This is a genomic window from Microbacterium sp. BDGP8 (assembly GCF_029991045.1).
GTDB classification, from domain to species: domain Bacteria; phylum Actinomycetota; class Actinomycetes; order Actinomycetales; family Microbacteriaceae; genus Microbacterium; species Microbacterium plantarum.
On the sequence record NZ_CP120712.1, the window covers coordinates 2,134,556 to 2,147,639 of the forward strand.

At 70.8% G+C, this 13,084-nt stretch carries 10 protein-coding genes; 8 read left to right on the plus strand and 2 right to left on the minus strand.

Features of this window, described 5'->3' with window-relative positions:
• Window positions 1–24 precede the first annotated feature (24 nt).
• From P6897_RS10280 to P6897_RS10315, 8 genes are all read left to right on the plus strand, one after another.
• Complete coding sequence (locus P6897_RS10280) at window positions 25–951, plus strand: ATP-binding cassette domain-containing protein (protein ID WP_282501134.1); 927 nt, start codon at window positions 25–27, stop codon at window positions 949–951.
• Window positions 951–1,793 carry an ABC transporter permease subunit gene (locus tag P6897_RS10285; protein WP_282501135.1) on the plus strand — a complete coding sequence of 281 codons (843 nt, stop codon included), beginning with the start codon at window positions 951–953 and terminating at the stop codon, window positions 1,791–1,793. The genes P6897_RS10280 and P6897_RS10285 overlap by 1 nt, the downstream gene beginning before the upstream one ends.
• The gene (locus P6897_RS10290) at window positions 1,790–2,986 is read left to right on the plus strand and encodes a histidine kinase (RefSeq protein ID WP_282501136.1); all 1,197 of its coding nucleotides are present in this window, start codon (window positions 1,790–1,792) and stop codon (window positions 2,984–2,986) included. Before P6897_RS10285 ends, P6897_RS10290 begins: the two co-directional genes overlap by 4 nt.
• Entirely contained in the window at window positions 2,983–3,672 is a 690-nt protein-coding gene (locus tag P6897_RS10295; protein ID WP_282501137.1) for a response regulator transcription factor, read from the plus strand. The genes P6897_RS10290 and P6897_RS10295 overlap by 4 nt, the downstream gene beginning before the upstream one ends.
• Window positions 3,673–3,917: 245 nt before the next feature.
• Window positions 3,918–4,661: an NAD(P)H-binding protein gene (locus P6897_RS10300; protein WP_282501138.1), complete on the plus strand. Its 744-nt coding sequence runs from the start codon at window positions 3,918–3,920 to the stop codon at window positions 4,659–4,661.
• Between the two features lie 81 nt (window positions 4,662–4,742).
• Window positions 4,743–5,327: a helix-turn-helix domain-containing protein gene (locus P6897_RS10305; protein WP_282501139.1), complete on the plus strand. Its 585-nt coding sequence runs from the start codon at window positions 4,743–4,745 to the stop codon at window positions 5,325–5,327.
• On the plus strand, window positions 5,324–6,619 hold the full coding sequence (locus P6897_RS10310; RefSeq protein ID WP_282501140.1) for an MFS transporter: 1,296 nt from the start codon (window positions 5,324–5,326) through the stop codon (window positions 6,617–6,619). The genes P6897_RS10305 and P6897_RS10310 overlap by 4 nt, the downstream gene beginning before the upstream one ends.
• Window positions 6,620–6,681: 62 nt before the next feature.
• Window positions 6,682–8,055, plus strand: coding sequence for an alpha-amylase family glycosyl hydrolase (locus tag P6897_RS10315; RefSeq protein ID WP_282501141.1), 1,374 nt, complete (start codon window positions 6,682–6,684; stop codon window positions 8,053–8,055).
• Window positions 8,056–8,135: 80 nt separating this feature from the next.
• On the opposite strand, the gene P6897_RS10320 is transcribed toward P6897_RS10315, so the two are convergent.
• Both P6897_RS10320 and P6897_RS10325 read right to left on the minus strand, forming a co-directional pair.
• Window positions 8,136–11,543, minus strand: a complete 3,408-nt coding sequence (locus P6897_RS10320) for an error-prone DNA polymerase (protein ID WP_282501142.1) — start codon at window positions 11,541–11,543, stop codon at window positions 8,136–8,138.
• On the minus strand, window positions 11,543–13,084 hold the full coding sequence (locus P6897_RS10325; protein ID WP_258524671.1) for a DNA polymerase Y family protein: 1,542 nt from the start codon (window positions 13,082–13,084) through the stop codon (window positions 11,543–11,545). The genes P6897_RS10320 and P6897_RS10325 overlap by 1 nt, the downstream gene beginning before the upstream one ends.

Here is a 13,084-nt window from a genome sequence, read left to right on the forward strand (position 1 = left end):
GTCGATGGGGACGAAAGGTGACACATGATCCGTGTTCAATCGCTCTCGAAACGGTATGGCCAGAAGGTCGCGGTCGACGGCCTCGACTTCGCGGTCGAGCCGGGCCGGGTGACGGGATTCCTCGGCCCGAACGGCGCCGGCAAGTCGACCACCATGCGCATGATCGTGGGGCTCGACAAGCCGACATCCGGCACGGCCGAGGTCAACGGTCGCGCGTACCGCGACCTGCCCGCGCCACTGCGCGAGGTCGGGGTGCTGCTCGACGCCCGCGCCGCGCACAAGCGCCGCACCGCGTACAAGCACCTGCTCGCGATTGCCGCGACCCACCGCATCCGCGCCCCGCGCGTGCGCGAGGTGATGGAGCGCACCGGTATCGACTCGGTAGCGAACAAGCGCGTCGGCGGCTTCTCGCTGGGCATGGGCCAGCGGCTCGGTATCGCCGCAGCGCTCCTGGGTGACCCGCAGACGATCATCCTCGACGAGCCCATCAACGGACTCGACCCCGACGGCATCCTGTGGATCCGACGCCTGCTGCGCGAACTCGCCGCCGAGGGCCGCACGGTGCTGCTCTCGTCGCACGTCATGAGCGAGATGGCCCAGACCGCCGACCACCTGATCGTCATCGGTCGCGGCGCGATCATCGCCGACGGGCCGATGCGCGATGTCATCGCGGGAGCGACTCAGCCGGTCGTCCGGGTGCGCACGCACGACAGCGAGCGGCTCGTGGCGGCGGTCGCACGCCCGGGAGTGACAGTCATCACGCGCGAAGACGGCGCGCTCGACATCACCGACCTGACGACGGAAGAGGTCGCGCGCATCGCCGGGGCCGCGGGCGTCGTGCTCTACGAGGTGACGTCGGTGTCGGGCTCGCTCGAAGACGCCTACCTCGCCCTCACCGCGCACGCCACCGAATACCCGTCGGCACCGAGCCAGAACGAGAAGGACAACTGATGGCCCCCACCACCAAGCCCCACCGCCTCGACGCCCGCACCCAGCGCCCGCCGTTCACCGCCGTGGTGCACTCCGAGTGGATCAAGGTCGTGAGCCTGCCGTCATCCGTCCTCGCACTGGTCGGCATCCTGGCGGTGGGAATCGGCGGGAGCCTGTTCCTCGGCCTGACCCTCGAATCATCCGGCGTGCCCTCGGTTCCCTCCATCGAGCGCACCATGGCCGACGTCACGGTACCGATGGTCGTGCTCGGGCAGATCATCGCCGGTATCTTCGGCGTCATGACGATCGGCGCCGAATACTCCTCTGGTGCCATGCAGACGACCCTCACGGCGGTGCCGCATCGGATGCGGATGCTGACGGCCAAGACCCTCGTCACCTTCACGACCGTCACCGCCGTCGCCCTCGTCACCGTGTTCGGTGCGTGGGCGGTGACGAACCCGATCTACGACGGCTTCGGTCTGGGCGCTCCCCTCACCGCACCCGGGGTGTTGCTCGCCCTCGTCGGCTCGGCTGTCTACCTCGGCTTCTGCGCAATGTTCGGACTCGGCGTGACGACTCTCGTCCGCTCGACGACCACCGGATCGATCATCGTCTTCGCCGCGACGCTGCTGCTACCCGTACTCAGCTCGCTGCTGCCGTTCGGACTCCTCTCTCGCGTCATCCGCCTCGGCCTGCTCGGCAACGCCGGTGACGCCATGGGCCGGGTGGGAATCGAAGGCGGACCTTTCCTCGACCTCTGGAGCGGACACATGAGCGTCGGAGCCGGCTGGCTGATCGCGGCCGTCTGGGCGGGTGCAGCAATCGTGATCGGCGCGGTGGCGCTGCGGACGAGGGACGCGTGAGCCCGTCCCCAGGGCGACGGGACGTGGCGGATGCCGTCATCCTCGTCTCCTACCTGATCGTCGCAGCGTTCCTCGGGTACCTGTCCGTCGAATCGACGATCGCCACTCCCCTGTGGCCGGTGCTGCTGCTGGCGCTCGCCGGGGTGGCGGTGATCGTAGCCTCACGGCGGCATCCGGCTATCGGTTTCGGCGCTGCCGTCGCCCTGATGCTGGTGTCGTTCGCCGCGGGAACGGGGGCCGAAGCCCTCCTCGTGGTCGTCGCGCTCTACCGCGCCGGTCTCGACGAGGCACGCCGCGCGTGGGTCTGGTTCGGGTGGGCGACCGCAGGAGCGCTCGTGGCGTCGCTCGCGCTCGCGGTGCGGGTGAGGGTCGGTCCACCGCTGCTCGGCCTGGCACCACGAGAGGATGCCGCAGCCTGGGCGACCGACTGGGCGAGCATCGCCGTCGTGGTCATCGCCGCGAGCCTCATCGCGACCCTGCTCGGCATCAACGCCGGGCACGGCCGGCGGCAGGCCGCAGCGCTCGCCGAGCGCGCGGAGCACCTGCGGCGCGAGCGCGATCAGGAGGCGAGCATCGCGGCCGCGGCCGAGCGCGAACGTATCGCCCGCGAGATGCACGACGTCATCGCGCACAGCCTCGCGGTGATGGTCGCGCTCGCCGACGGCGCGCAGGCCTCGGTCGACCAGCGGCCCGACGAGGCGCACCGCGCCATCGGTCGGGTGAGCGAGACCGGGCGGCGGACCCTCGGCGAGGTGCGGCGGCTGCTCACCGCGGTGCGCGGCGAGCGCGACACGGCGCTGGCAACAGAGGCGCCCCGGGTGGAACGGATCCCGGCGCTCGTCGAGGAGTTCCGGTCAGCAGGCATCCCGGTGCGGCTGGAGCAGACCGGAACCGTGACCGAAGGCGCTGCGGTGAGCCTGACGATCTACCGCATCGTGCAGGAGGCGCTGACGAACGTCCTGCGGCACGGACGTGACGTGCGCGACGTGCTCGTGCGGCTGGTGTTCGAGCGAGCGGAGGTGAGGATCCTGGTGAAGGACGTGTCGGCGCCGGCTGCCCCGTCTACCTCGCCGGGGCGCGGGCTCGTCGGCATCCGGGAACGGGCCGCCTTCTACGATGGCTCGGTGGAGGCTGGGCCGGTCGCCGGCGGCGGCTGGCGGGTTCTCGTCCGCCTCTCGACGGAGGAACGATGACCCAGCCCGGCGCGCCCGAGGCCCGTACGGCGGTGCTGCTCGTCGACGATCAGGAACTGATCCGGTACGGCTTGCGCCTCGTGCTCGAGGCTCAGCCCGACCTGGTCGTGGTGGGTGAGGCATCCGATGGCGCCGAAGCCGTGCAGGCAGCGCAGCGGCTGCGTCCCGACGTCGTGCTCATGGACGTCCGGATGCCGGGACTCGACGGCATCGAGGCCACCCGCCGGCTGACCGCGGCTCTGCCCGAGACGCGGATCATCGTGCTGACGACGTACGACCTCGACGAGTTCGCGTTCGGCGCACTGCGGGCGGGCGCGGCCGGCTTCCTGCTGAAGAACACCCGCCCCGACGAGCTCGTCGCGGCGGTGCGGGCCGTCACGGCGGGTGATGCCGTCGTGTCGCCCCGGATCACCGCGAAACTCATCGACGCGGCCATGCCGCATCTCTCTGGCACCGGCCGGCCGGCATCCCCCGAGGCACTCTCGGCGCTGTCGCCGCGCGAGCGCGACGTGTTCCGCCTCGTCGGGCAGGGGCTGACCAACGCCGAGATCGCTGAGGCGCTGCACCTGAGCGAATCGACGGTGAAGGCGCACTTCGGCCGCATCCTGGTGAAGCTCGACCTCGCGAACCGCGTACAGGCTGTGATCCTCGCCTACGAGCTCGGAGTGGTCAGCGTCGACCGCTGAGCCTGTTTGCGGCACGGTACGGCGGTGTGGCTCACTCTGGCCGGCGCTTCGTCTGGCACTTCGCGCCCCCTCGGGTCGGGGGTGGGGGCCACAGCTGCCAAGTGAACCGCCTCGCCGATGCCCACCTCGCGCAGCCCAGGCTCCCACGGCAGTCCGCGCTTCATTTGGCACCTCATGCTCCTTCAGCTCGGGGGGTGGGGCCACGGCTGCCAGGTGAACCGCGTGAGTCGATGCATACTGACCTCGTGAGGATCGCGATCGCCGGCAGCACCGGCACCGTCGGCAAGCTCGTCCACAGCATCGCCACCCAACGCGGACACGACGTCGTCGCGCTCGCGCGCAGCAAGGGTCAGGACCTCGAGCATGCCTCGCTCCCGCCTTCGGTGCTGGACGGTGTCGACACGATCGTCGACGTCAGCGGCATCCAGACGCTCTCGCGGCATCGCTCGCGCCGGTTCTTCGAGAGGGTGTCGGCCAACCTGCAGCAGGCGGGAACGGCCGCGGGTGTCAAACACCTCGTCGCTCTCTCGATCGTCGGCATCGACGGGGTGGATGCCGCGTACTACGGCGGCAAACTCGCGCACGAGCGGGCGGTGCAGCGCGGGGCGCTCCCCCACACGCTGCTCCGCGCTGCGCAGTTCCACGAGTTCGCCGAGCAGACGCTCGTCCGCGGGAAGATGGGTCCGCTCACGGTTGTTCCCGCGGCCCGGGTTCGCCCCGTCGCGGCAGAGGAGGTCGCCGACCACCTCGTCACGCTCGCGGAAGGCGAGCCGGTGGGCCGCGCGCGCGACCTGACCGGGCCGCGCGACGAGCTGCTCATCGACATGGTGCGAGCGCTGCTCGATGCCCGAGGCATCCGCCGCACCACGATCGAGATGCGCCTGCCGGGCTCGTTCGGTCGCGCGATGTCGTCGGGGCGCCTGCGCGGGCACGCGAACGCCGAACGCGGAACCGTCACGTTCGCGCAGTGGCTCGCGAACCAGAGCTGAGAGGGGCGCCACCGAGGCCGCGGAACTCATAAAGCACAAGAACTGTTGCGCAAGGCTTCTTGTGCATCTAGCGTTGCGGGTATGACCTCTGCCGATCGCTCCGCTTCTCGACTCGAGACGGCGGCCTCCATGCGCGTGCTCGCGCACCCGACCCGACTGCGTCTCCTCGGCATCCTGCGCGAGAACGGCCCGCAGACGGCGGCTCAGCTCGGCGAGATCGTCGACGAAGCGCCGGGCACGATCAGCTACCACCTGAGCAAACTCGCCTCGATCGATCTCATCGAGCCCGCCGAGCCGCGCAGCGCCGATCAGCGCGAGCGCTGGTGGCAGGCCGCCGCTGCCGAGACGACGTGGGAGCCGGCCGAACACCTCGACGACCCGGCCCAACGAGCCGCATCGTCGGCGCTGGAGAAGTCGATCGCGCAGATCTACGCCGCCCGCTACAGCGAGTACGTCGACGCGATGCCGACTCTTCCCCCCGAGTGGGTGGCCGCCGGGGCGACCGGTGACCGCACGCTGCGCCTCACACTCGACGAGCTGACCGCGATGCGCACCGAACTCGAGTCGCTGATGCACCGGTGGCAAGAAGCGAGCGCGCGGCACGACGACGCAGACGAGACCGCCGTACCGGTCGCCCTCGTCTACCAGGCCTACCGCCGGCCATGACCACGACCGACTCCCCTGCCCGTTCGGCCGATGTCACGCGCCGGCGCGCAGCATCCCGCGCCCTCTACGCCCTGCTGTCGGCGCACGCGATCTCGCAGACGGGTAACGTCATCACGGCCTTCGCGATCCCCTTCTACGTCCTGGCCACGGGCGGCTCGGGCGTCGAGGTCGGGCTGGCCGCGTTCGCCGCGACCGCGCCCGTCATCGTGGGAGGCGTGTTCGGCGGGGTGGTCGTCGACCGCATCGGCGGCCGTCGCGCCGCGATCGTCGCCGACATCGTGAGCGGTGTGACGGTTCTCGCGATCCCCGCGCTCGCGCTCACGGTGGGCCTGCCCTTCTGGGCTCTGCTGGCACTCGTCTTCACGAGCGGCGTGCTCGACACCCCCGGCCAGATCGCCCGCCGCGTGATGCTGCCCGAGCTCACGGAGGCGGCGCACGTCAGGCTCGAACGGAGCGTCGGACTCCTCGACGGCTCGGAGCGCCTCTCCAAGCTCATCGGCGCGTCCGTCGCCGGCGCGCTCGTCGCTCTCCTCGGACCGATGGCGGCGCTCGTCACGAACGCCGCGGCATTCTTCATCTCGGCTGCGATCACCCGCCTGATGGTCCCCGCGACGACGGTGCGAATGGCCGCTGTCGGCGACACGGATGCCGCAGCCCGGCGCTCGTACTGGCGCGAGCTGCGCGACGGGTTCCGGTTCGTCGCGCATGATCCGCTCATGCGGCTCATCGTCGGCATGGTGCTCATCACCAACCTGCTCGATGCGGCCCGCAGCGCCTCGCTGATGCCTCTCTACGCGAACGCCGAGCTCGGCGGCGCCGGAGCCCTCGCCGTCATCGTCGCTGTCATGGGCGGGTGCGCGCTCATGGGCAACATCGCTTTCGGCTTCATCGCGCACCGGATGCCGCGGCGTGTGACCTTCGCGCTGTGCTTCCTCGTCGCCGGCGGCCCGTCCAGCGCGGTGTTCGCCCTCGGCGCGCCGTTCCCGGTGCTCGTCGCTGCCGCCGGCGTCTCGGGGCTCGCGGCCGGCGCGTTGAACCCGATCCTCGGCGCGGTGCAGCTCGAGCGCGTCCCGGCGCCCATGCGCGGTCGCGTCTTCGGCCTGCTCAACGCCGGCACGTGGGCAGGGGTCCCGCTCGGCGCGCTGCTCGGCGGCATCGCCGCCGATGGCCTCGGTCTCTTCGCATCGTTCGGCATCGTCGCGATCGTCTACACCGTGGTCACGACGGCACCCCTCACGGGCGGAGCCTGGCGGCTGATGGAACGGCGACCGAACGAACAGGCGGCACTCTAGGCCCCTGCGCCACGTCTCGCACGTCGTTCCCTATCCGGCACCCGCTCGTGTTGACTGCGGGGATGAGCAACTGGGCCGAGACCGTCATGTTGTGGCACGTGTACCCGCTGGGGTTCACGGGAGCACCGATCCGGCCGGACGGCGCCGACGACGACGGCCAGTCGAATGCCGGCGCCGCAGACCAGCCCGTCGAGCACCGACTGAGCCGCATCGAGGACTGGCTCGATCACGTCGTCGAGCTCGGCCTCAACGGGCTGCTCCTCGGCCCGGTCTTCCCCTCGAGCACGCACGGCTACGACACCGTCGACTACTTCCGCATCGATGCTCGGCTCGGTGATGACGGCGACATCGACCGTCTGATCGCGGCCGCCCACGACCGCGGCATCCGCGTGCTGTTCGACGGCGTCTTCAACCATGTGGGACGCGAGCACCCCGCGTTCGCGGCTCTGGAAGAGCAGGGGCCGGAAGCCGACACCGCTGACCTCTTCCGCGTGCGGTGGGACGGCTGGCAGCCCGGCGAGCCGATCGACGCCGACGTCTTCGAGGGGCACGACGCCCTGGTCACGCTGAACCACGACTCCCCCGCCGTCGCGGATCTCGTCGTCGAGGTGATGACCCACTGGCTGGGCCGCGGCATCGACGGCTGGCGCCTGGATGCTGCCTACGCTGTGCCGTCCGCCTTCTGGGCGAGAGTGCTGCCGCGGGTTCGCGCCGAGTACCCCGAGGCATGGTTCCTCGGCGAGGTCATCCACGGCGACGCCGCCCGCATCGTCGAGGAGTCGACGATCGACTCGCTGACGCAATACGAGCTGTGGCAGGGCATCTGGCACGGCATCGCCGACCGCAACCTCTTCGAGCTGAAGCACGCGATCGAGCGGAACAACGAGCTCCTATCGGTCTTCGCTCCGCAGACCTTCGTCGGCAACCACGACGTCACGCGGATCGCCTCGGCGATCGGCCCCGACCTGGTGCCGCACGCGCTGGCGGTGCTGTTCACCGTGGCCGGGGTGCCGTCGGTGTATGCGGGCGACGAGTACGGCTACGAGGCCGTGAAGGAGGAACGACTCGGCGGCGACGACGCGGTGCGCCCCGAGTTCCCCGATGCGCCGCCCGCCCCCGAGTCGCTGCCCGAGACCGCGCAGCACATCCTCCGCACGCATCAGCAGCTCATCGCCGTGCGCCGGCAGCATCCCTGGTTGCGTCGCGCCCACACCGACGTCATCCATATCGACAACACCGCGATGGTGCTGCGGACCGCGACGGGAACGGATGCCGTCGTCACGGCGCTCAACGTCGGCGACGCGCCGGTGTCCGTGCCGGTGGCCGATGCGACGCGGCTGCTCGCCGGATCGCTGGCCGACGACATCGACAGGCACGCCGGCGAGGCATCCCTTCCCCCGCGCGGCTGGGCAGTGCTATCGGCTACCCCCGCCTGACCCGCGACCCGACCCAGATGGCGGTTCTCCCCCACGCGTGACGACAATTCGCGTCGGCTCGCATCGGGTCGCGCGGGGCGTCAGCGGAAGTCTCGTGACTGGTGCCTCACCCCCACTCGCAGGTCTTCGAAGGCGTCGGCGAGGATGTTCACGACCCCCTCGTTCGACCGTTCGAGGATGCCGCGGACGATGAGCGCCGGGCTGTCGCGCACCACCCGCCGGTAGCGGTGCCACATGCCCGTCGAGCAGATGACGTTCATCAGTCCGTGCTCGTCCTCGAGGTTGAGGAACGTGATGCCGGATGCCGTCGCCGGCCGCTGCCGGTGGGTGACGAGCCCGGCGATCTCGACACGGCGCCCCGACTCGTGCTGTCGCAGATCGTTCGCGGTGAGCACGCCGCGCGCGTCGAGCTGCGAACGGTAGTGGGTCATCGGATGGTCATCGGGTGAGATGCCCGTGGCCCACAGGTCGGAGGCCAGCACGTCGTAGCTCGACTGATCGGTGAACAGCGGCGGCTGCACGGCGATGAGCGAATCGGGCAAGTACTCGATGCGGTCCTGCGCAGCCGACCCCGCCAGCCAGATCGCCTCGCGACGGGTGTGCCCGAAGCACTCCAGCGCCCCCGCGGTCGCGAGCGCTTCGAGCTGCGTCGTGTCGGCTCCGGTGCGGCGGACGAGGTCGCGCATGTCGCGGTAGGGACCGGATGCCTCGCGCTCGGCGACGATGCGCTCGGCGAACCTCTTGCCGATGCCGGTGACCGCGGCGAGACCGAGCCGCACCGCGAAGCCGCCATCACGGCGATGCGCAGCCGACTCGTCGGGAGCGTTGATGTCGAAGACCGGCACGGGAGGCTGCTCGCCGAGGCAGCTGTCGAGCCCCGTCGGCCCCGACCGCCCCGCCTCACCCGACACGGATTCGAGCACGGCCTCGGCTCCCGAGAGCTGCAGGTCGGGGCGCCGCACCTCGGCTCCGTGACGGCGGGCGTCGGCCGCCAGTGTCGCCGGCGAGTAGAAGCCCATCGGCTGAGCCCGCAGCAGCCCCGCGAGGAACGCCGCCGGGTAGTGCAGCTTGATCCACGAGCTGGCGTAGACGAGCAGCCCGAACGAGAGCGAGTGGCTTTCGGCGAAGCCGAAGTTCGCGAATGCCTGGATCTTGGCGTAGATGTCGTCGGCGGCATCCCCGACGAGACCGTTCTCGGCCATGCCCTCGTAGAGCTTCTGCTTGAGTGAGTCGATGCGCTCGATGCCGCGCTTGGAGCCCATCGCACGACGCAGCAGGTCGGCATCCTCGCCCGAGAGTCCGCCGATGACCATGCCCATCTGCATGAGCTGCTCCTGAAAGACCGGCACCCCGAGCGTGCGTTCGAGCACGGGCTTGAGCTTCTCGTGCGGATACGTCGTTTTCTCGTACCCGAGCTTGCGGCGCACGTACGGGTGCACGGCACCGCCCTGGATGGGCCCCGGCCGGATGAGCGCGATCTCGATCACGAGGTCGTAGAACCGTCGCGGCTGCAGGCGCGGCAGCAGTCCCATCTGCGCGCGGGACTCGACCTGGAACACCCCGATCGAGTCGGCCCGGCACAGCATGTCGTAGACGGCGGCCTCTTCCTTCGGCAGCGTCGAGAGCTCGAATCTCTCCCCCGTCGCCCCCTCGATGAGGTCGAAGCAGTACTGCAGCGCGGCGAGCATCCCCAGTCCCAGCAGGTCGAACTTCACCAGGCCCATCCAGGCGGCGTCGTCTTTGTCCCACTGGATGACGGTGCGGTCCTGCATCCGGGCGTGCTCGATCGGCACGACCTCGCCGACAGGACGATCGGTCAGCACCATGCCGCCCGAGTGGATGCCCAGATGCCGGGGAGCCTTCAGCAGTTCGGCGGCGTAGGTGAGCACCCGCTCGGGGATGTCGTGGTCGGGACCGGTGTCGAGCGTGGCTCCCCAGCGTTCGACCTGCTTCGACCAGGCGTCCTGCTGTCCCGGGGAGTGCCCGAGGGCCTTCGCCATGTCGCGCACGGCGTTCTTGGGCCGGTACTGGATGACGTTCGCCACCTGCGCCGCACGCTCGCGCCCGTAGGTGGCGTAGACCCACTGGATGATCTCCTCGCGCCGGTCGGAGTCGAAGTCGACGTCGATGTCTGGTTCCTCCTCGCGCAGGGCGGACAGGAAGCGCTCGAACGGCAGCCGGTAGTAGATGGAGTCGATCGCGGTGATGTCGAGCAGGTAGCAGACGGCGCTGTTGGCCGCCGAGCCACGCCCCTGACAGAGGATGCCGCGCCGCCGTGCCTCTTGCACGATGCCATGGACGATGAGGAAGTAACCCGGAAAGTCCTTCTGCTCGATGACGGCGAGCTCTCGCTCGATGCGGTCGCGGTCTTCGGCCGGCAGGTTCGGGTACTTGCGCGGCACGGCTTCCCACACGAGGTGCCGCAGCCACGTCATCGGTGTGTGCCCCTCGGGAACGGGAAGCTTCGGCAGGGCGGGCTTGGCCCGGCGCAGCGGGAAGGCGAGCTCGTCGGCAAGCTCGACGGTGCGCGCCACGGCTCCGGGGAACCGGCGGAAGCGCCGCGTCATCTCGGCTCCCGACCGCAGGTGCGCCCCGGCGTGGGACGGCAGCCACCCGTCGAGCTCGTCGAGACCGCGGTTGGCCCGGACCGCCGCGATCGCCGCGGCAAGGTGGACGCGCTCGGGCACGGCGTAGTGCACGTTGTTCGTCGCGAGGATCGGCAGACCCCGCTCGCGGGCGAGGCCGGCGAGGATGTCGTTGTGTCGCGAGTCGAGCGGCTCACCGTGATCCATCAACTCGACCTCGACGGCGTCGCGCCCGAACCGGTCGACCAGGGCGTCGAGCTCGGCGGCGGCAGCATCCGGTCCGCGCTCGATGAGCGCCCGACGCACAGCGCCCTTGCGGCATCCGGTGAGGATGCTCCATTCGCCTCCGGCGATGTCGGCCAGATCGTCGAGCCGGTACCGGGGCTTGCCCTTCTCCGCTCCCGCGAGCTGGCCCTGCGTGAGCGCCCGCGCCAGCCGGTGGTACCCCTCTTCGCCGCGGGCGAGGACGAGCAGATGCTCGCCCGGCGGGTCAGCCTCGTTGCGCGCGGCGCCGACGCGCTGCGGCAGATCGAGCGACAGCTCCGCCCCGAACACGGTCTTCACGGCCAGCTGCTCGGCGGCCTCGGCGAAGCGGACGATGCCATAGAACCCGTCGTGATCGGTGACAGCCAGGGCGTGCAGCCCCAGCCGTTCGGCCTCTTCAGCCAGCTCTTCGGGCGATGAGGCCCCGTCGAGGAACGAGTACGACGTGTGCGCATGCAGCTCGGCGTATGGCACCGCGTTCTCGGGACGCTCGATCCTCGGCGCGGAGTACTTACCCCGCTTGCGCGACCACGCGGGACTGTCGCCCCCGTCCGCACCCGGCGGCGCGCTCGGCGCGCGGTTGCCGCTGAGCAGCCGCTCCATCTCGGACCACGGCACCGAGGGGTTGTTGAAGCCCATCAGTCGTACCGCCCCTCGACCGACCATTCGCCGCCGTCGCACACCAGCAGCCACGCGGTCTGGGTGGCATCGACCATCTGGAAGCGGTGGGCATGGCGCGCTCGCGCGGCATCCCACGCCCGCTCGATCACCGGCCACGGCCCCGCCCACGAGCGGATGCCGCGCGACCCGGTCGACGACACCAGGGCGGCCGGGATCGCCGTCAGCTCGCCCCGCCCGTCGACGGCCACCATGTCGCCCTCCCGATCGACGACAGCCAGCGGCAGCGCCCGCTCGAAGACCGTCGCGGGCAGCGGATCGGGCAGGCTCCCCGGCCAGGGCCGTTCGCGCGAGCTCGTCACCGGGCGGTCACCCCACGGCACGAGCACCTGCCGCTCGGCGAGCCAGCGGCCACCGCCCACGACCGGGGTCACGACGCCCGTGTGGCCGAGCATCGCCTGCACCCGCGACAGGGCGTGGTGCACCCGCTGCTCGGGACCGGAGCCGAACAGCGACACGGCGTGATGGGATGCCGCATCCACCGCTTCGGGCTCGATCTTGACCCGAGCGACACCGCTGGTGAGCTTGCCGCTCTCGGCCAGCTGCCAGCGCACCCGGTCGACGACGGCGGCGGCGTCGAAGGTGCCGGGGTGGAGCCAGACACGGTTGCTCGTCTCGCCCCGGTCGCCGGTGAGGATGACCCGCAGCTCGGTGCACACGAGATCGACCGCGCCGAGTCCGGAGATGAACTCCTCGGCCGCGACCCTCATGCCGAACGCGACCTGGTCGGCGAGGTCGAGCGGAGGCTCGAACGAGACCTCGCGGTGCAGCTCGGGCGGCGGAGTGCGCGGGACCACCGGGCGTGAATCGGCGCCGGAGGCGAGGCCGTGCAAGCGCGCGCCGCGGGGGCCGAAGCGTTCGACCAGTCGTTCGGGCTCGATCGCGGCGAGGTCGCCGAGGGTCTGCACGCCGAGCCGGGCGAAGAGGTCGACGGAGTCGTCGTCGAGCACCGCGATCGTCAACGGTGCGAGGAACTCCGCCGAGCGTCCGGCCTCGACCACCCGGATGGGCCGGTCGGGGCGGGTGCTCATCCGCGCGGCCTGCTGCGCCGTGAAGGGGCCGTCGGCGACACCGGCCCGCACGTCGAGGTCGCCCTCGGCGACTGCGGCCAGCAGCGCGCCGGCGGCCTCGGTCTCACCGCCGTAGAAACGTGCGGGGCCGCGCACGCGCAGCGCGCAGAGCCCTGCCTCGAGCACCTGCACTCCTGGCGCCATCTCTTCGAGGCGCGCGACGATGGGAGCGAACTCCCGGTGATCGCGCACCGCATCCGCGTCGGCCACCTGCAGCGCGGGGCATCGGGCCTGAGCGTCGCGGCGACGCTGCCCACGTGCGACGCCGTCGGCCCGCGCAGCCGCCGAACACGCGATGACCACGCCCTTCTCGAAGACCGCGATCGGCGCGTTCGGATCGCCGCCGCTTTCGCGCACGAACGCCACGACCGGCCAGTCGGGCACCCACACCACGAGGCTGCGTACCGGTGCCGTCGCCTCCTGCTCCCCCAC

Bases quoted from the DNA above. Each gene is read 5' to 3' on its own strand.
- P6897_RS10280 (WP_282501134.1), top strand. From the start codon at position 25: ATGATCCGTGTTCAATCGCTCTCGAAACGGTATGGCCAGAAGGTCGCG.
- P6897_RS10305 (WP_282501139.1), top strand. From the start codon at position 4,743: ATGACCTCTGCCGATCGCTCCGCTTCTCGACTCGAGACGGCGGCCTCC.
- P6897_RS10295 (WP_282501137.1), top strand. From the start codon at position 2,983: ATGACCCAGCCCGGCGCGCCCGAGGCCCGTACGGCGGTGCTGCTCGTC.
- P6897_RS10285 (WP_282501135.1), top strand. From the start codon at position 951: ATGGCCCCCACCACCAAGCCCCACCGCCTCGACGCCCGCACCCAGCGC.
- P6897_RS10315 (WP_282501141.1), top strand. From the start codon at position 6,682: ATGAGCAACTGGGCCGAGACCGTCATGTTGTGGCACGTGTACCCGCTG.
- P6897_RS10320 (WP_282501142.1), bottom strand. From the start codon at position 11,543: ATGGGCTTCAACAACCCCTCGGTGCCGTGGTCCGAGATGGAGCGGCTG.
- P6897_RS10310 (WP_282501140.1), top strand. From the start codon at position 5,324: ATGACCACGACCGACTCCCCTGCCCGTTCGGCCGATGTCACGCGCCGG.